Source organism: Rahnella sp. AN3-3W3, from assembly GCF_003263545.1.
Classification (GTDB): domain Bacteria; phylum Pseudomonadota; class Gammaproteobacteria; order Enterobacterales; family Enterobacteriaceae; genus Rahnella; species Rahnella variigena.
Map to the genome: position 1 here is coordinate 1 of NZ_JYDG01000062.1, position 20146 is coordinate 20146.

Sequence of the window (20146 nt, forward strand, 5' to 3'; positions counted from 1 at the left end):
GCCGGACCAGATGGCATAAGCAATACCGGTCGGCAGGGTTTTCAGAGTCAGAGATAATAAGAAGATGGCAATCGTATAGCCCAGCAATGTAACGACGCTTGGCCATAAACGGGTGAATCCTTCCGAGCTTTTCAGACTGCTGGTCGCGATGACTTCCGCCACAATAGCCAGTCCGAGAAGCAAATATGTTTTAAACATCTGTCGTTTCCTTACTGCAAGAGTTATGAGCATACAGCTCATTTTCAATGGCGCGGCCGAGGTTGTATTGCGCGCATGTCGGGCTCAGTCCGAGAGTTTCCAGTCGCGACATGGCATCCATGCTGCTGCTCAGGCCAATCAGACGCCAGGAAATATGCTCCGGCGATTCGCCCTGCACAAACTCCCCTTTCTTCCTGCCAAAGCTGATGGCATCAGACACCAGCTGATGCCAGTCAGACACTGAAAGCGCAAATGCAGCTTTCATCAGCGGCTCCTGCTCGGTCAGCAACATGGCTTCATGCCACAGAGGGATCGCCATCAGAGATTCTTCGTCTTGCGGATCAACCAGCAACAGGTTTAACCGTTCGCGGGCTGTCAGCGTCACAGATTTTTCCTCAAGCTGGGCTTTGAGAATTTTCATCACCTGCGTATAGGCCTGAGCCCGCAACTGAGCGGCGCTGGAAAAGTGATGATGAACCTGACCGGTGGCCGCACCGGCTTCTTGCGCGACTCGACGAACGGTGGTCGCGGCCAGTCCTTCACGGCGGGCAATTCGCGCAGCAGCTTCCAGAATGGTATTGCGGCGGGCTTCTTTACACAGGTAGACCACTGAAAAATCCGAAGCAGAGTAGGCAGATGAGGATAATGCCAAGACTTGGACGGATGTTCAAGATTTTTTGAGAACGTTCATTCACCTGTGATTTTATATAGGTAAATGTCTTGCAATCTCAGTGAAAATTGTACTCGCCGAAAATGACAGCAGCCTGATGGTTCAGGCCACTTACTGATCAGTACACACAAAACTCGACGCTGACCTGATATCACCCTGCCCGTTATATTTCGGATACAACGGGTAATCACATAAGGGCATTTCGCGTCCAGCCGTCGCTTTGTTGACATCAATCATAACTTGTTGTCCGGGTGGGATCCCATGATCGACCCACTTATCCAGCGTGCCGAGTGAATCCCAGCTCGCACGAAAAGCTCCGCTGCTGTGGGTAAAGCCGGGTGCCAGGTAGAAGCGTGCAAACTGACGGAGCTCTTTCTCGCCGAATTCCGCTTTCAGTTTTTCGTAATACGCCACGGTATTCCCCGGTGGTACTGCCATATCTGCGGTACCGTGCATCAGCAGTAACTTACCGCCATGTTGCACAAAGGTGCGGAGGTTCGCATCGGCGTTATCGACTTGCGAGGCCAGTTCTTTGAGGCGCGCCTGGTGTGCAGCAGGATCGAATCCCAGGGAGTCATAATCTGCATCACGCATGACTTCATAACGGACGGCCTGATCGCCCATCATATAAGGAAAGGAAATAATGATATTTGTGGCTTCGGGTTTCGGCTTGTCTGCGCCGGAGCCAAATACGCTGACCAGCGCGGAAGCGTCAGCACCGCGTAATATCGGCCATGGCGCAAAGTGATCGCCGGTAGGCAGGTTTATGCCAAGTTGTACGGGCTTATTCAGCAGGTCGACCAGCGCTATTTGCGTGTCTGAAAGACAATTTGACCCGGTATCTTTGCCCTGCGGACAACGCAGATGCGCAATTTTAAATGTCGCACTACAGGCATCAGGATTGGCGACCACGCCGTCGGCCAGACCGTCCAGTTTATCGCAGGCACCGGTCACGGCGTTGGCAATCAGCGCGGCTTTTGCCGGTGAAATCCACGCACCCGGCGTGTTGTAAATTGCCTGCCCGATACGGATACCCGCCATGTGCAATTCGACGACGTTGTAAACCGGATGAATGGCGATCGCGCCGTCATAGTCGAGAGGGAAGCGCTGAATTGCAGCAAGTGCTTCGTGTCCACCCTGAGAATTGCCCTGAAAATACAGGCGCGAGGGTTTTTTACCGTAAGCTTGTGTGATGAGTGCGACCGCGACATCGTGGGTTTTCTTAATCTGAGCACCGGCAAAATTATCCCAGGCTTCCTGGTTGAGAGCAAAAGACGCATCGGATACGCCGCCCTGATGCCCGGAATCGCTGCCAAAAGTCGCGTAACCTTGTTTCAGCGCGCCGGGTGTAGCGGCTGGCGCCAGCCGGGCAGTATCCGCATCCTTAACGGCACCGTCGAATCCGCTGCCGCCGAGTTGCAGGGCTTTACCATTCCATATGAGGGGCAGGTAAAGCTGAAAATTAATATCAGGTGCTGTCACATCAATGGGTTTAATCAGTCCTTCGAGTTTGCAGTGCTGATTACCGGGATGACCTGCCATCGCAACATTGGTCACCAGCGCGCCGCGGGTTGGTAAACCTATTTTGGCAGCATCGATGCGGGAATTTTTTAGGGCCACACATTGCGACTGGTTTATACCTGCCGGGGACGCTTCGGCTACATTTGCTGAGAACAAATTAGCGAAGAACAACGCAAAACAAAAAGTACAAAAACGCGCATTCATCAGACAGCTGTTATCCCATTGCGTAAAAGTGGCAGTTTGTCATTAAATGATCTGCTAAAACAGCCCTCCGAGGAGGAAATAGTCACTCACGACATGTTGGATATGGCACACACATCTCATCACGCAAACAAATGAACTCAGGTGTAATAGCCTCATTATTTATGATTAGAACTGTTTTTTATGTGTATATGCCAGGTGCTCTGTAATTAAAATAATATATCCACTGTGAGTTATCATTTTAATGAATGATATGGCTGCGTGTGTATTTAATATTGGCATGATGAATGGAATAAAACTAATTTTTAATTTGTCTCTTATTGGTAATTAAAGGTATATTGCTGCCGCTCGCCTGGTTGCGAGTGCGATAAATATTAATCAACTTTTTTGAAAAGGAATTTTACATGAAGTCTTTAGTCAAGTTGTTTGTCCTGGCTGCTGTGGTCTCTACGCTTTCGGGTTGTACTGGTAGCGTTTATAATAAAGAAAAGAACTGTGATTACATGTACTTACTTCACCCTGCCATTTCAATTTCTAAAATGATCGGTGGTTGTGGCCCGACTGATAAATAATGTTATTTTCAGTGTAAAATATGCCGGGCGATGATGCCCGGCATTTATATAACAACACGCTTGTTTCTTAATACTTTCTTAAAACGTTCAGCAGACACCGCTGGTACCCTCTGCCTTATAGAGCGTTGCCGCTAATCTTCGTCAACAGTTATGTAGCAAACTTCTTAATTCATGACAATTCTTATAATAAACTTCCTGAATTTTAGATTAACAATCTAAACGTAGACCAGTCGTCTGCAGGCAAGTTATAAACATTCCATTTTAGTAGAGCTTATTGGTAGATTTCTCCACATCGTATTACTCTTCAATGAATCGCAGCAGGTCTTCATTAATCGTCCCGGCTTGGGTGATTGTCATCCCGTGGCCAAATCCTGGATAGACCTTGAGCTGCGAATCTTTGACGAGTTGCGCGGACAGAATGGCAGAGTCGGCCAGCGGAACGATCTGATCGTCATCACCATGCATGATCAGGGTTGGCACATCGATTTTCTTAAGGTCATCAGTGAAATCAACCTCAGAGAACTGTTTAATACAGTCATATTGACCTTTAATCCCTCCCTTCATTCCCTGAAGCCAGAAGCTTTCTCTCACACCATCAGAAGGCGTCTCTGAGGAACGATTGTAGTTGAAAAACGGCGTGGTCAAATCCTTGTAGAACTGTGAACGGTCTTTTTCGACCGCAGCACGGATGCCATCAAACACTTCCACAGGCAGACCGCCAGGATTGTTCTCGCTTTGCAGCATAACCGGAGGTACTGCGCCGATAAGTACTGCTTTGCTGACGCGTGCCGAGCCATACGTACCGATATAGCGTGCGACTTCACCGCCGCCGGTCGAATGCCCAACCAGAACAACGTCGTGGAGATCTAACTGCTCGATGAGTGATGATAAATCTTCAGCGTAGGTATCCATATCATTGCCGTCCCACGTCTGACTCGAGTTGCCATGGCTGCGGCGGTCGTGAGCGATGACACGGAACCCCTGCTGACCGAAGAACAACATTTGCGCGTCCCATGCATCACTTGATAATGGCCAGCCATGGGAGAAAATAATGGTTTGTCCTTTACCAAAGTCTTTATATGCAATCTTAGAACCGTCTTTCACCTGAATAGTTTTCATCTCTTTATTCTCTTTTCTGTTGGCAGCGCCTCATGGGCGGAGCAGTTGATTTAAAGGTTTTTTTCTTCGTATATTGATTTTTACACTGGGCAGTCATTGAAAGAATGACTGCCCAGGAAAGCGTTTACCTGGTGTTTACTGAGATAAGCTTTCTGCCGCTTTCTCGATCACCGCCGCAATTTTTTCCGGCTGTGATGCGTAAATGGCATGGTTGCCTTTCAATTCAGTGACGGTGCTGTGCGCACGTTTAGCCATGAAGCGCTCCAGTTCTGGATTAATAGCACGATCCTGCGTCGCCACGACGGCCCAGCTAGGCTTCGTTTTCCATGCCGGAACGCCTGCCGGGGCAGCGAATGCTGCTACTGCGGTCATGACTTGAGATTGCGCCAACAAATTTGTCTCTTTGACGGGCAAGTCAGCGGCAAAGTCAGCGGCAAAGTCAGCGTGGAAATTTTCCGGTTTGATATAAAGGAAATGATCTGGCGTTTCAGTAATTGACTGAGCGGCTGGCGGATATTTTTTGGCCAGACTCAGCAATGATTCACCTTGCTCAGGCTGAAACGCTGCGATGTAAACCAGACCGGCAACAGAGGGGGCATTTCCCGCGTCACTGATGATCATCCCGGCGTAGCTGTGGCCAACCAGCAGTGATTTACCACTTTGTAATGCCAGAACGCGTCGAGTCGCCGCGACATCATCAGCCAGCGAGGTTTGCGGCTCCTGAACTATCGACACTTTGTAGCCCGCTTTATTCAGAATGCGGGCCACTGGATCCCAGCCTGAACCATCCACAAAAGCACCGTGTACGAGAACGATGTTTTTTACCGGCGCCGCCATTGAAGACTGAGCATAAACAGACAAAACCAGGCTTAAAGCCAGAGTAGTCAATGATTTTTTAAACATGATTAATTTCCTGTATTTAAAATTGATTGTTGAATTAGACCGGTCGTCTAGTTATCTCTTAAATAAAAAATTTACCCGTACCTGCTATTCAGGCCAATTCTGCGTGCTGTTTCTTTATACCGGAACGGCTGTTGTGCTCTGTCGCGTAGTCGCCGTGCCATGTGTGTAAGCTAACAGCTATTAGACCAGTCGTCTACAGGTAATTAATAAAACTTTTTCATCTTACCTTCGCAGGCACCTTCTCATTGCGGTTACCTGTCACGATGAGATAACCCACTAATTTTAATGCTTGTTCAACTGCGTTTGTTCACGTATCTATGATGCACTTAGTCGGCTTTCCTTGCCCAAGCTGCCTGAGTATTTGTGAATTCACGAACACCAAAGCGCGAGAGTTCGCGAAGATCCCCACTCTTTTTCACACAGCCGTTGGCCCGATTCTACTTTGTGGTCCAGCGGTTCGCCAACCTTCGACAGTCTGACGGCGGCGCTGAACCAGAGCGGCTGCTTTCAAAGCTAGTGTGACGCGAGCCCGCTGTTGGTTGAAGGGTAAATGGTTTAATCCATGGCTTTAGTTACAACATTCTAATTGTTTCAAACATCAACAACAGTGACTAATTCAGCTTCATTTTAACTATCTGTCTATCAGAGAATGAACACCAGCTCTTGCCAATATGATCTCCGAAGACATGAAAAAGCGGTCGCATAGCGACGCCTGAGTTCTCAAAAAGCGTGTTATCGTTTACGCCATATCGTCAACTGCGCCACGGTATGTTGGAATTTTCTAGCAGTTTCCCGGATAACGAATGGCACATCTTTTGGCTGCTGAATTTCCTCAAAATCACTGGCCAGAAGGCGGCGCAATGCCTGATGGGTAGTCACTGCTTCACCGTTCTCGCGGAAACCCCCTACCCAGTTCTCTTTTGGAGTGAATTCTTCAAGCCAGGTATACGGCGATGACAGCATCAGCAATCCGCCTGAGCGAATCATTGGTGTGATATCTTTCAGGAACCGCGCCGGTTCACGCAGACGGTCAATCAGGTTTGCCGCCAGAACCAAATCATACAATTCAGCCTGCGGTTTAAGATTGCACGCATCACCCTGCACAAAACTGACACGTTCTGTCTGCTGCGTATTGATCCCTACCTCTGTCAGCGTCGCCTGACAATAATCGACCAGATCACCCTCTTCCGGGATCACATAACGACAAGCTTCGCCTCTCGCCAAAGCCAGAGCGACATCGATAAACCGCGCGGAATAATCCATGCCCACGACAGCATCAAAATGACGTGCAAGCTCGAAACTGGCGCGGCCGGTCGCACAGCCGATATCTAGCGCCCTGCCTTTCTGACTGACATTTTTTACAGCTATATCAACAAGTTGTTCGGCGTAATTTGGCACGTTAAAGTGGCGCGGACCGTACTGGAAATCCAGATACTGAGCCACCAAACCATCGGTTTCATACGGATTCACCGTGATCTGTTCCTGATGACTGGACACCACATAACGGAAACCTGCATGCTGGAAGAAGTGACGGCGGAACGCGTAACGGGAAGATTTCAATGCCTCGTTACCGGTCGAAATCCAGCTTCCACCTTTGATCATCGAGTGTTTACCATCAAAAGTCGGCGTCGAAAAATCGTCATATAACGGATGCACACGGAAACCATCAAACCCGCTGATGGGGGTTGATGCCCATTGCCAGACGTTCCCGACAATATCGTAAAAATCGCCCTGTGCGAAATGATCTACCGGACAAGAAGAAGCCCAACAGGCCAGATTGATGTTACCCGGCGCAGTCTGCCAGTCTGGCTGATCGCCAGGCACCTGATTACGTAAAATCATCCATTCTGCTTCGGTCGGCAACTGAACAGATTCACCGGTTTGTTTCGCTTTCCAGCGACAAAATGCCGCCGCTTCAAGCTGATTGACTTCTGCAGGCCAGTCCCACGGCATCGGCACTTCTTCAGTCATCAGACGTAATTTTAGTTGCTCAGGTTCACGCGGCGAACCGACCCAAAATGTCGGCATTTCTGCCTGCGCAAACTCACGCCATCCTGCACCTTCTTCATCCCACCATTCAGGATTCTGGTAGCCGCCCGCCTCGACGAAAGTATAGAATTCGGCGTTGCTCACCAGCATTTTACTGGCGCTAAATGCCTGAATTTTATGCTCTGACGTGCCGTATTCGTTGTCCCAGCCGTACGTGTCGTCCTGCTTACCTAGTGTGACAACGTCACCTTTAACGGCTACTGTTTCGTTTTCAGGCACCGTTTTCCGGTCATGTCTTGCCAGTTCACAGGCAGGCCAGTGTGCCTGAGGTTTGACCCATTCCACCGGTAACTGGCGGATCAGTACGCTGGACGTTTCAAGATGGATGCGTTCATGCTCGATACCCATCAGGATCACCCACGCCGGGCTGCTCCAGTCGATCGGTAAACTCAGCGGCATCGTATCGATAATAGCGAGCACTTCTTCGCGAACTTTGTTGCGATATGTCCGTAAATTGGCGACAGATGGCCAGTGATAGTTCTGATCGTCGAGATCGTCCCAGCTCATTTCATCCACGCCAATCGCCAGCATTGCCTCGATGTGGGAATCAATACGCTCAGGAATTAAACCTGCCGCCATAAGCTTGTTGATATAAAAAGTGGCGGTATGACCAAAATAGAAAATCAGCGGATGGCGCAGGGTAATCGCTTTGTTGAAGTAAGCGCGTTCGTCCGCCAGACAATCGAACAGGCTTTCATACAGTTCCCAGGTCTGAATATAGTAATCACGTATTTCCTGACGTTTTTGTTCCGCCGTTCCTGTGCTTAGTAAAACTGTCTGCGTCGGTTCCGGCAAGCCGTTTGCGTTCTCTGGTTGTGAAAGCATCATTAATTCCTCTGTCCTCTGGCAACGCCAAATCAATACTCAAGTGTAGCAGCTGATATCAGCGGCTTATTTCCGGCGCGTGCGGGCCGGTCTGTTAATCGTTAAATCACAAAAAATTGCAGATATTTCTATTTCGAAAAAAAAGCCTATCTTTCCATATAAAGCAGCGATATCGCAGGAACTTGCAGGGATTCACCCTCAAATTGATGGCGCAAATCGAAGTAATCCGGCGCGCTGATAATGCCCTGAATATTGTCAGAAAATGCTTCCAGCGCCTTTTTCATTTGCGGCAGATAGTCGTGGGTATCGTAAACACGGTCGATACCTTCGAGCGAATGATTCATGATTTTACGGGCAACATCGTTAGGGACATTCAGGGAGGATAATTTGGATCTGGCCGTCCGGCGCAAATCCCGTGTTGCAAATGGCTCAATGCCCAGCCCTCTTTCTGCACGTAACATACGGCGGATTACCTGAGTGACGGCGCCCCGCGATAACGGTTTTTGTGCATCAAGCGGCGACGGAACCAGCCACGGACTATTTTTTGGACTGGCCGCCAACAATGCTTCCACACAGGTCACCATTAAAGATGTCAGGGGCAGGCTATGATCGCGGGCTGATTTATTACGCGTGCCCTGCCGCCAGACGCCAATTCGCAGGTGAAACTCCTCTTTTCTGGCACGTACGATTTCATCCGGACGCCTGGCAGTCAGTAAACAAAGGCGTAGCGCCCAGCGACATTGTTCCGAAATATCCCATAAATCAAGACCATGCCAGAAAATCCAGATTTCAGCATCGGTTAATGCCCGCTCGCGGGGCGGCGTATTTCTTCCCCCGACGTCACGGCGTTTCATGGAACTCAAGGGCGAATGTGCGAGATATCCCTGCGTTTCCGCCCAGCCAAAAAATTGCTTACACAGGGCAAATACCCTTTTGGCTTCGGAAATTTTTCCGTCCGCTAACAACACATTGAATAAGCGATTCAGACGCAGGCGGGTAATTTTGTTGAGTGGCACATCGCCAATCACCGGCAGGACATGTTTCATTAAAGAGGAAACGGCAATTTCCGGACGACGGCGTGTCAGGATCAATGAAAGCCGGATCCAGACATTGATCACCTGCCCGACCGTCGCGTTACCCTCTTCGTCAAAATCATCCAGCTTTGCGAGCGGCGTCATTTTCACATTCTGAAGATAGGCAAGCACATGCCGGCCAACATTCTCGGCAGCAAAATGTGTTTCGTTGATCGTTCCGGATACCGCGTTGCTCATCAGCCCTATTTCACCTGAAAAAATCACAGGGCGGTTTTATAACAAGTCATAGGATCTTAGGCAAAAGGTTTATGACTCCAGACCTATTAAGTCTGGAGTCACTGCGGCAATCTATAAGGAAAAATAAAGGAGTTAGCAGAAGGATTTATAACGTCATTGACGGGTTAAAAAACCTACAAACTGGACAAGCAGTCCAGTTATCCTGATGCAGGTCACTGGATAATCGCTTCTGTTTTATTCAATTTCTGCAGGTTGATATTCACTTGTGACACCGTAATCATCAATGTAACTGACGGTCATCGACAATTTTCGGCTGTGAGTAAATTGAATAACAGGGAGACTGATATGGCTGAATGGTGCGATCATTCCGTCATGAGGTAAATTATTTTCCCAATGCGCTTCTCCATATTTTATTTGTGTCAGCGTCACGTACAGCGGTGAACGATTTTCAATTTGGAGTCGGGACTTATTGCAATCTTTGACGTATGAAAAATGTAATTTTTTTACCGCGTCACTGCTGGTTATATCTCCCAGAGTATTGGGACGATAGAAAATTTTAATTCTGGTGCGGATGGCCATTTGTAACACAGGGTTATCCTCCGACACTGGCATTTTCGGCGGAACTTCAAGAACATTCAGCCAAAACAAGGACTCCGAATCAGCCGTAAGGGTAGGCCCTTTACCGGTAAACAATACACGTATACCCAGCGAACTTTTTGGCTCAAGCCTTGCTACTGGCGGCAAGACAACAAAGGGAACATAAATATGCTCAGGTTTTTCTTCAGGCTCTTCTTTATCAATCCATAATTGCATCAGTGCAGGTTTCGACCCTTCATTGATAATGCTTATGGACTCATCATTTGCTTTTTGGCTGAATATTAACCGTGTTCGGTTAATGTAAGTTTCACCTATTCCCTGTTCTGTAGTCATTGTCCAAAATAATACTGAAGCTAAAATAAAACAGGGTAATGAAGATAGGATTTTCATAGAAAAAATATTTTTGTTAGTTATTTGTATTTCAGCGTAAAAGTTACTGAACCACTCACATTGCCGGAAGATACAGTATTCTCTGTTTGATACAAACCTGCCCTGAGAGGAACAGAGTAATTTGTATTGGCCGTTCCTGAATCATAACTGGTCAGCAGATAATCCGTATTGAACGTCACGGGAATGTCCTGATCCGTGAGCATTTGCAATGCGACGCCGCTTGCCGTTGAAGTACTGTCCGGCGCAAACACTCCCTGTGAATTATTTTTAATCGTTGTTGTTGGCATAAACGAATAACTGATGCTGGCCAGCCCAGCAGGACATTGCGTGAAATTGAGCTTAAAGTCTGTTCTGGATGTTGTGTAGCCTGGACCGCTAAAGTCAGACCGCGCGGCTGGCGGGAGTGTCACATCCACATTAGGTGTTGTACAGGTGCCTCCCGTGGTATTAATGACCAGCCCACCCGCAAGAAACTCTGCAATCATATAAGTACCCCCACCAGTGCTGGAAGCACCGTTGTAAAACTGGTAATGCCGTGTATACATCGGATCAAAAACAGGCGTAGTACCCGCAGTCAGCGTATTTGCTGTCTTTACAAAACGAATTTGTACATCAACCCCGATATTAAATGAACGTCCGCTGTCGTAGGTGACAGGGAAGAGTTCTGCTGGTGTTTGATAAATACCACCAGCTACAGTCAGCGGATACCAGGCACTGGTTTGCCCTTTCACCGTATAACGCCAGCGGGCGATGTACCCCAGTCCGGATTTCACCGTTGACTTATAAACGCTGTAGGCCTGGCCTTCTGTCGTCGTCGTATTCCAGATGGGGTAAGGAGGATAACCCTGAACCGCGAGTTGCGGTGAAATCGTCTGAGAGGAACTTCTTTGCGCACAAGTCCACACGCTCGGATCTGATGATGTTATCCACCCGCCCAGTAGATCTCCCACAACAGCATCTTTCCCAATCTGAATGGTGGTTGAAGAGAAATACTGGTAATAGGAACTTGTCCGGTTGCAATTAACCCACGTACCATCCGCCCATACCGGATGACTTATACCGGCGAACGCGATAAAGAGGATTGACCTGAAAATTTTTGCCATAACATTTCTACCCTTTTTACTGGCACACCACGTTCGCACGCCTGAGATTATCTTCCTCTGACGGATTATCAGCGGGCAGCTGGTACAATAATTCACATTGTTGCGACGGCGAACTTCCCCATTTCACATTTAGTTTCCCTTCGCTATTTTTTACCCGAATAAAACTCTGGCTTCCTTGTGCGATATATCCAACCCTCTCGTTCTTCTCATCTGTAACAGGCGTGCCAAACGGAATTTCCTCGTTACGAACCGAGCTGATTTGCAACAAAGCGGAATAACCAAAATCCGTTTCATATTTCAACAACACCACCGCACCGGCCGTCGGAACGCTATTCTGGCGGGTGACGTCGAGAGCAATATCATTGGAAAGCCCCTTTGGATCCAGTTCGATGCTATTCTGCCGATAAGGTGTTAAATAAGGCACTGCGGCTTTACCTGATTTATCCAAAGCCAGGCTTGAATTATTCGCCACTTTCGCGCCGCTGGCATGGTTCGCTTCCACAACTGCCATGGTGTCGCCCATTATCGGCGTGAACACCACACCATTTCCGTAAGCAATTGCGCCGCCGGAAAGCGTTGCCCCATACTGCTGGTAGCCTTGTCCGGCTGAAAAGCTTCCTCCTAACCGGGTATAAGGTGAATTCCAGTTCCCACTGGCGCCTGCGGTATTGCGGTTACCCATCGATGAATAATGATCTGCATTGCCGAAAGCACTGTAAGTATATTGACGCTCATCGCCAGCGGAACCCGAGACCGAATTCTGAATCCCCTGATGATCACGTTCCTGTACATAGGTTGAATTGAAATAAGCCGAATTTGCGCTGCTACCCAGAGGTAGTGAAATGCCTAAGGCAATTTTGTTGTCCCAGATATTTTTCACCAGATCCCGGGTACGGCTGGCATTAATATTCAAATTGAACCATGAGAAAGTGTTGGTGTATCCCATTTGGTATTCAGTATCACGCCCGCCTCTGTTCCAGTAATCCTGGGTGCTTGCACTGATATTCAATGTTCCCCAGACCTCCGACAAATCCTGTGTTGCGCTGATCTGCACACGATTTTTACGATTGATACTGCTGGAATAAAAAGCGTTTCCGGCAGAGGTTTGCTGGTCCCGTATCAACATTGCATCATCAATAATGTAGTAACCGGCGCTTGAATAACGATAATTTGCCAGCGTGATATTCGTGTTCACCACTGGCAGTATTTTTGAGAAAGCCAAACTGTAACTTTGCCCCTCTTTTGAGATTCCGTTATGTAACTGAGTACGGGCATGAGTGATATCCGAAGATATCGCGCCCAGCAAAGTATTCAGTGCAATCCCCCCGGCCACCGACTGATACTCTCCTCCCCCTAATACACCTCCGTAACCCGTGATCAGATTGGTAAAACCGTACCGTATAGTGCCCATCACAATCAGGGGTTTTTCATTCGCGGTCGAATTACGATAAGTCCCGCTCATCAGTGTGTAGCGGGTTGTCCCTGGCCTTAATAGTTCAGCGATCGACGCATAGGTCACGGTAAAACTACGCTCGCTGCCATCCGCTTCTTTCACTGTGACCAGCAAATCTCCTCCAGTGCCTGTCGGATACAGTTCATCTATGACGAACGGGCCAGGTGGAACCGTGGTTTCATAAATACGCGTGCCGCGCTGTGAAATCTGAACTAATGCCGTAGTATTCGCCACGCCACTGATCACCGGTGCGTATCCGCGCTGCGAGTCCATATACATCCGGTCATCGGATGCCAGCATGGCCCCGCGAAACCCCACGCTATCAAAGACCTGTCCTTCCGTCATAGATTCACCGATCACCAGCATACTGCGTATCGGCACTATCGCACGTTCGAGATAAGTGCTGGCGTTATCATATTCCCATCCATTTTCATCGCTCTGGTTAAAAGACCCTTTATATCGCAAACGCCAGACATCCCAGTTTATACCACCGAGAAGTCCGAGATATTGAGTAGAGATACTTTGCGTTTCTGACATTTCTGAATAATAGGCGTTATAATCATATTCTAATGTTGCCGCTGTGATACCTTTATCCCAAAGTTCGGGGCTGACATACCCTCTGGCATGGCGAAGTAAATAGATCTGCGGCGCTGTCACATTAAGATGTTGAGTGGTAACATCATAACTGGCATCGAGTCCGGGAAGCAATTTATTAATATCAGCACATTGATGGGGATCTTTAAGCTGATAAACGACTTTTTCATCGAGTCTTTCACTATCAATACCCAACTCTGATAGCAATTTTATATTGAAACACGCATGGGCTATTTTTGATTGATTATCCGGAAGTGAAAAATTAACATCTGCACGCCCTTTCCACCTCTCATTTATATACAGATCAACCCGATGTATTCCGGGTAGTACAGGGTTTCCTTGCGCATAATCATTAACGTCTATTGCTGACCGCATAAATGCACTGTTAAAAATAACCGTATCAGAACCTGCATAACAGACGACGTGAGAGAACAGCAGTGCAGACCAAGCTGTTCTTCTTAATATCGCCATGGTGAATGAATTTTTAAGCGAGCCAGATATCATTTCATAATATCTGTTCATTGACTGATTCCCCGCCATAATCATTTATGATGCTATAGAATAACTTTTCGCCCCGTATATCTTTATTCTCATTCGACTTCAGACTGAATTCTATTTCACTTTCAGGCTCAACCATTCTCTTCGTAAAATTTTCCACACGGGAAAGTACCGGTGATGTTTTTGAGTGTCTGACTTCCAGCTTACTGAAAGTGATAAAGTAAGGTGAAGGATTGATAATTGTTAGTTTGTTGCCAATCACTGATACTTTTAACTGTTTATAAGCCTGAAGTGGCGAAGGTACTAAGTTATCTGGTCGGTAAAACAACTTAACCCGGGTACGAAATGCCATTTGCAATACATTATCACCTGCCTGAATCCTCTGTGTCGGCTTTGGAGGCACTTCCAAAAGATTAAACCAGAACAGCGATTCCCGATCCTGTGGTAAATGCCCGTTCAGTGCCATCAGCCGTATCGCCTGACCTTTCTCTGGATCGATGCGAATGACAGGAGGATTGACAATAAATGGGACATTGACTTCACCGGGCCGGGCTTTCGGGTTGCCATTATCCATCCACATTTGTACCAGATAGGGTTTTTTACCCTTATTCATTAATTGTATTACTGACTCTTTATCTTGAGCATGGAACACAATCCGCGTTCCGTTAATGACAACTTCCGGATACGCTTTACAGGAAAAGAAGCAGGTTAAAATAATACTGATGAATATAGACTTACACATCCCTGAGTTCCTCATTATTGAAACAGGGGTGAAATTCCTGCTTCACCCCTTTTTATCGGTTACTCGTATGTCATGGTGTAATCAACTTGCGTGGTCACTGTTCCTGCTTCTGAAACTCCGGTGGCATAATAGCGGGCGAAATAATTCAATGTCCCGCTGCCAGCGCTGATATCAACCGGAATATCATTTTGGCCATCTGTTACCGGAGATCCGGCGACTATTGACTCCATACTGGCATTTAATAATTCAACCTGAACATTTTTTGCTGCATCCGACGCGGTGGTATCTATATTAAGACGGCCGGTGGCACTATCAACATAAGTACCGGGTTCATAATAAGTGCTTGCCGTGCCTAAAGCCGTACCTGAACAACTTGTCAGTGAGATATTAAAAGGTGTCGCACCGGCAGTTTCCCCCGGCGCTTTCAAACTGTTTGCTGAAACAGTAGGTAATGTCACGGTCGCATCCTCACTTCCACCATTAACAGCAATTGAACAGGTAGTATCTGTTACCTTGCCATTAATAGTAATAGTTCCATCGACCGCCATTGCCGACGCAGCAAACGTAGATGTTATGACTAACGCAAGCATGGGTATGACGTGTTTAGTATTATACATATGCACTTCCCTATATACGTAAGGATTGATCACTAGCTAATAATGATGGCATCAATATATAATAAGTCTTTCATCAATCCGACAGATAAATATATACAGAAGTTCATTATTAACGTCACGCATCATATACCGAAAATTATGATAAGCAATACAAGTTACTTGAATAGGCAGAGTTTAATTTTTTGGGGGGGGTTAATTAATAGTTATTTATATAAAAAGTTCTCCTAATAACATTCAAAATATACTCGGTCATAAAAATATAATAATCAAATTAGTCGTCAGGGTATTTGCGTGCAAACACCCTGAACTGATGGGCTATGTTACGCTGTCGCCAACCTGAAGGCCGAGACAGACCGCGTCAGATATAACACCTGCTCTTCAAGTGAGGCAGCTGCTGCTGCGGATTCTTGCACCAGCGCCGCATTCTGCTGAGTTACGCCGTCGATTTCGGTCACAGCCTGCTCAATCTGGCTTATCCCACGGCTTTGCTCATCAGATGCGGTCGAGATATGTTCCATCAGCACATCAACCTGAGTCACGGAAGAAATAATTGCCGAGATAGAATCCCCGGTACGGGATACCTGTTCAGATCCTTCCTTTATATTGGCAACGGATTCAGAGATCAGACTTTCAATTTCCTTCGCTGCGACAGCACTGCGTTGCGCAAGACTGCGGACCTCGCTGGCAACCACCGCAAATCCACGCCCCTGCTCGCCGGCACGTGCCGCCTCAACCGCCGCATTGAGTGCCAGAATATTGGTCTGGAACGCAATGCTGTTGATGACGCCTGTTATGTCTTCGATTTTCTTAGAGCTGCTGTTAATACGACTCATCGTTCCGATCACATCCTGTGCCACCTTTTCACCTGCACGCGCATTTTTAACGGCTTCACGTGTCAGGCCACTTGCACGGGTAACATTCTCGGTATTTTGTTTTACGGTCGCGCCAAGTTCTTCCATGCTGGCCGCGGTTTGTGTCAGTGCTGCTGCCTGTTGTTCGGTGCGGGAAGCCAGATCAATGTTCCCAGCCGAAATTTCCTGTGATGCATGAGCAACGGTATGACTGGTGTCGCGTACCTGCCCGATAATCCGGGTCAGCGACTGTCGCATATGCTCAATAGAATGCATCAGTTCTTCAATTTCACTGCGTGACCGGGCATTGACCGGCACAGGGGTATCGAGATAACCCTCGGCAATCTGGCGGCAATGATCGCGGGAATTCAGAAGCGGCGTCAGAACGAAACGTTTAAGCAAAATCACCACGCCAATAATGATGATCAGGAATAGCAGACCAAAACCGATGGTCAGCCAGATACCGAATTTGAAATTATCCTGCGCATTATTGTTGAGATTTCTGGCGTACTGCTCGTGCAGCGCCAGCACTTTATCTAGTACGATTTCATACTGTCGATCGAGTTTTATGACTGTCGGGATTTGTGCTTTAAACCGCGGCTGGTCACCCGCTTTAGCGGCATCGATCAGCGGCTGTATTCCGTTCTGACGATATTCCAGATACGTGGCGCGATATGCCTGGGCCAGTTCATCCTCACCCGGCAGTTTAGGTGCATCTATATAGGCCTGAAATGCGGCATCGGCCTTCACGATGACCTCATTGACGCCGTCGAGCGCAGCGCCGGTTTGCTGACCATTGCCGCTTTCAATTTCCTTCATATACTCCATGACGCGAACGCGCGAGGTGCGGCTGTGATTGATAGGATCAATCACGGACAGAACCACCCGGATCTCCTTGTTGACATCATCGAGAGAATGATTGCTTTGGGTCAGCAACCAGATATTTGACAGCATACTGGTGAAAAAGAGAGCGAAAAGAACTACAAGAACAAGTAAAGAGGACTTTTTAAGCGACATCGGTAGATTCTCAAAACAGAGCAAGGATCTGTTTATCGGCATTTGGCTTAAAAGGTTTAATGACTGCTTCACCCTATCAGGAATTTAACAGACGGTGATCGGCCCGCTATCAAATTTTTAGCTATATCTGATACCGCCTTGCACTGAAGAGGCGGTTTCAACTGCCGACACAGCATAAAACTAACAAATTTTCTTATACTTTTAAGTAAATGAAAACAGCACTCCACTCTCTTACATTGAAACTGTAAAGTTATTTATTCTTGGAGGAAAAGTCTTAAGTAATATCTAAAATAGATGTTCCAGACTCATATCACCCTCCTTATACAAAATGAACAATCATTCAACACATGAATATTCCTATAAAAAAATATGAAAAATCCTATTAATCAACCCTCGCAACAAAATGAAAAAACTTTCATGAAATAAATTCACTTCAGATATTTCCTGTGTTTTCTGCATTATTAATCCTAATGAAATTTGCGCTTTTATTGTTTTTTCTACAAACCGATCTTCCTCAATGCCTTATCCCATGCCGCCTGCGCGGGAATTGAGGGAAAATTCCTATATTTCAATATGATGATCCGTTATCCTGCGATCCAAGCGATGTAATACTTAGTTACAAATAATGATTTTCAATAGAATCACTAATGTTTCTAAAATGCCAGCGACAGGTACTTATCTGAAATTTTACTTTTTCAGATAAATTCAATACACACTGCGAAATGCTCCGAAAAATATCAGCTCGCTTGTGACCCTGAAGTTATTCGCACGTTATTATGATGCGTCATGGAAAAATTTTTATGGCAGGGTTGCCAGCCTCAATGTATTTTTCAGATTCATTGGCAGCGTTTATCACTCCACAGTAAGGGATAGGCATGTCTAATAGTTTTCAGGAAGAAATCCCCAAAGCCCGCGTTAATATTAAATTAGATCTCCACACGGGCGGCGCACAGAAGAAAGTCGAATTACCTTTAAAATTAATGGTAATGGGAGACTACAGCAATGGCAAAGAAGACCGACCTTTGTCTGAACGCGAAAAAGTTAACATCAATAAAAATAACTTTAACAGCGTTCTGGCTGAGTTCAGCCCTTCACTTAATCTGACCGTTGAAAATACGCTGGCTGGCGATCATAGCGAAGAAAACATCTCTCTGAACTTCAACGAAATGAAAGATTTCGAACCCGAGCAGGTTGCCCGTCAGATCCCACAACTGCGCGCCATGCTGGCCATGCGCAATCTGCTGCGTGATCTCAAATCCAATCTTCTGGACAACGCAACGTTCCGCAAAGAACTCGAAACCATTCTTAAAGATCCGTCCCTGAGCAATGAGCTTCGCAGTGAACTGAACGCTCTGGCACCCAAGGCATAACGGCCTCCACTTAACGGATTAATGCGAGAAAATGCTTATGTCAGTCAATACTGAAAACTCTTCTTCAAGCCAGACTACTGTTCTTGAACGCCCTGAAGCGGGCACCGTTTACGCTTCCCTGTTTGATAAAATCAATCTGACGCCGGTGACTTCACTGGGCGACCTGAATGATTTCCAGGACACCGCTGCCCTGGCTGATGTGACAGCCGATCAGCGCGTGACGGCAGCCGTTCAGGTCTTCCTTGAGCGTCTGAAACAATCTGGCCAGACCGTTGAGCGTCTGGATAAAACGCTGCTCGATCACCATATTGCAGAACTGGACAATCAGATCAGCCGTCAGCTCGACGCTGTGATGCATCACCCTGATTTTCAGCGAGTGGAATCCGGCTGGCGTGGTCTGAAGTTCCTGGTTGACCGCACCGATTTCCGCCAGAACGTCAAAATTGAAGTGCTGGACGTTTCTAAAGACGACCTGCGTCAGGACTTCGAAGATTGCCCTGAAATCATCCAGAGCGGCCTGTACCGTCACACTTACATTCAGGAATATGACACACCGGGCGGCGAGCCAATCGGTTCTGTGATTTCCAACTACGAGTTTGATGCGTCAGCCCAGGATGTCGCACTGCTGCGTAACATTTCTAAAGTATCCGCTGCTGCGCACATGCCGTTCGTTGGCGCCGTCGGTCCTAAATTCTTCCTGAAAGATTCCATGGAAGAAGTGGCTGCGATTAAAGACATCGGCAACTACTTTGACCGTGCGGAATACATCAAGTGGAAATCCTTCCGCGATTCCGACGATTCACGCTATATCGGTCTGACTATGCCGCGCGTGCTGGGTCGTCTGCCGTATGGCCCGGATACCGTTCCGGTTCGCAGCTTCAACTATGTCGAAGAGGTGAAAGGTCCGGATCACGAGAAGTATCTCTGGACCAACGCAGCGTTCTCGTTTGCAGCCAACATGGTGAAAAGCTTCATCAAAAACGGCTGGTGCGTGCAAATCCGTGGCCCGCAAGCTGGCGGTGCGGTGACTGACCTGCCGATCCACCTGTATGACCTCGGCACCGGCAATCAGGTGAAAATCCCGTCAGAAGTGATGATCCCTGAAACCCGTGAGTTTGAGTTTGCCAACCTGGGCTTCATCCCGTTGTCTTACTACAAAAACCGCGATTATTCCTGCTTCTTCTCCGCCAACTCCGCACAGAAACCGGCGCTGTATGACACTGCTGATGCCACAGCAAACAGCCGCATCAATGCGCGTCTGCCGTACATCTTCCTGCTGTCACGCATCGCGCACTATCTGAAGCTGATTCAGCGTGAAAACATCGGCACCACCAAAGACCGCCGCCTGCTGGAACTTGAACTGAACACCTGGATCCGCACGCTGGTCACTGAAATGACCGATCCGGGCGATGACCTGCAAGCCTCTCACCCGCTGCGTGACGCCAAAGTGACCGTAGAAGATATCGAAGACAACCCGGGCTTCTTCCGCGTGAAACTGTACGCCGTACCGCACTTCCAGGTGGAAGGGATGGACGTGAATCTGTCACTGGTTTCTCAGATGCCTAAAGCGAAAGCCTGAAGCCCG

The 20146-nt window shown here is 47.6% G+C and carries 16 protein-coding genes; 3 read left to right on the top strand and 13 right to left on the bottom strand.

All coding sequences use genetic code 11. The features are described 5' to 3' along the window. The 3 genes from UC15_RS16855 to UC15_RS16865 form a co-directional block, all read right to left on the bottom strand. On the bottom strand, positions 1-198 hold a 198-nt coding region (locus UC15_RS16855; protein ID WP_232829932.1), incomplete at its 3' end, for a multidrug efflux SMR transporter. Further along, a complete protein-coding gene (locus tag UC15_RS16860) occupies positions 191-808 on the bottom strand; it encodes a TetR family transcriptional regulator (protein ID WP_112289509.1) in 618 nt (205 codons plus the stop codon). The genes UC15_RS16860 and UC15_RS16855, both read right to left, overlap by 8 nt. A gap of 171 nt (positions 809-979) precedes the next feature. Continuing rightward, positions 980-2488, bottom strand: a complete 1509-nt coding sequence (locus tag UC15_RS16865; RefSeq protein WP_232829933.1) for a tannase/feruloyl esterase family alpha/beta hydrolase — start codon at positions 2486-2488, stop codon at positions 980-982. Positions 2489-2994: 506 nt separating this feature from the next. Here UC15_RS16865 and UC15_RS16870 point away from each other — a divergent pair. Beyond that, positions 2995-3162, top strand: a complete 168-nt coding sequence (locus UC15_RS16870; RefSeq protein WP_112289511.1) for a YhfL family protein — start codon at positions 2995-2997, stop codon at positions 3160-3162. A 297-nt stretch (positions 3163-3459) separates the two neighbouring features. Here the strand turns inward: UC15_RS16870 and UC15_RS16875 are convergent, their stop codons facing one another. The 10 genes from UC15_RS16875 to UC15_RS16920 form a co-directional block, all read right to left on the bottom strand. After that, entirely contained in the window at positions 3460-4281 is an 822-nt protein-coding gene (locus tag UC15_RS16875) for an alpha/beta fold hydrolase (protein WP_112289512.1), read from the bottom strand. Between the two features lie 135 nt (positions 4282-4416). After that, entirely contained in the window at positions 4417-5184 is a 768-nt protein-coding gene (locus UC15_RS16880) for an alpha/beta fold hydrolase (protein WP_112289513.1), read from the bottom strand. Positions 5185-5916: 732 nt separating this feature from the next. Beyond that, positions 5917-8058, bottom strand: coding sequence for a 5-histidylcysteine sulfoxide synthase (gene ovoA / locus UC15_RS16885; protein ID WP_112289514.1), 2142 nt, complete (start codon positions 8056-8058; stop codon positions 5917-5919). A gap of 146 nt (positions 8059-8204) precedes the next feature. Continuing rightward, positions 8205-9329: a site-specific integrase gene (locus UC15_RS16890; protein ID WP_112289515.1), complete on the bottom strand. Its 1125-nt coding sequence runs from the start codon at positions 9327-9329 to the stop codon at positions 8205-8207. 234 nt (positions 9330-9563) lie between these two features. Then, positions 9564-10316, bottom strand: coding sequence for a molecular chaperone (locus tag UC15_RS16895; protein ID WP_112289516.1), 753 nt, complete (start codon positions 10314-10316; stop codon positions 9564-9566). A 20-nt stretch (positions 10317-10336) separates the two neighbouring features. Continuing rightward, a complete protein-coding gene (locus UC15_RS16900) occupies positions 10337-11419 on the bottom strand; it encodes a fimbrial protein (RefSeq protein WP_112289517.1) in 1083 nt (360 codons plus the stop codon). A 16-nt stretch (positions 11420-11435) separates the two neighbouring features. Next, positions 11436-13988 carry a fimbria/pilus outer membrane usher protein gene (locus tag UC15_RS16905; protein ID WP_232829934.1) on the bottom strand — a complete coding sequence of 851 codons (2553 nt, stop codon included), beginning with the start codon at positions 13986-13988 and terminating at the stop codon, positions 11436-11438. After that, positions 13972-14706, bottom strand: a complete 735-nt coding sequence (locus UC15_RS16910) for a molecular chaperone (protein WP_112289519.1) — start codon at positions 14704-14706, stop codon at positions 13972-13974. The genes UC15_RS16905 and UC15_RS16910 overlap by 17 nt, the downstream gene beginning before the upstream one ends. 59 nt (positions 14707-14765) lie before the next feature. Further along, positions 14766-15323: a fimbrial protein gene (locus UC15_RS16915; protein WP_112289520.1), complete on the bottom strand. Its 558-nt coding sequence runs from the start codon at positions 15321-15323 to the stop codon at positions 14766-14768. 320 nt (positions 15324-15643) lie between these two features. Then, on the bottom strand, positions 15644-17191 hold the full coding sequence (locus UC15_RS16920) for a methyl-accepting chemotaxis protein (protein WP_112289521.1): 1548 nt from the start codon (positions 17189-17191) through the stop codon (positions 15644-15646). Positions 17192-18066: 875 nt separating this feature from the next. Between UC15_RS16920 and tssB the strand changes: the two genes are divergently transcribed. Both tssB and tssC read left to right on the top strand, forming a co-directional pair. Then, a complete protein-coding gene (gene tssB, locus UC15_RS16925; protein ID WP_112289522.1) occupies positions 18067-18561 on the top strand; it encodes a type VI secretion system contractile sheath small subunit in 495 nt (164 codons plus the stop codon). Between the two features lie 31 nt (positions 18562-18592). After that, entirely contained in the window at positions 18593-20140 is a 1548-nt protein-coding gene (gene tssC / locus UC15_RS16930) for a type VI secretion system contractile sheath large subunit (RefSeq protein WP_112289523.1), read from the top strand. The last annotated feature ends 6 nt before the right edge of the window (positions 20141-20146 follow it).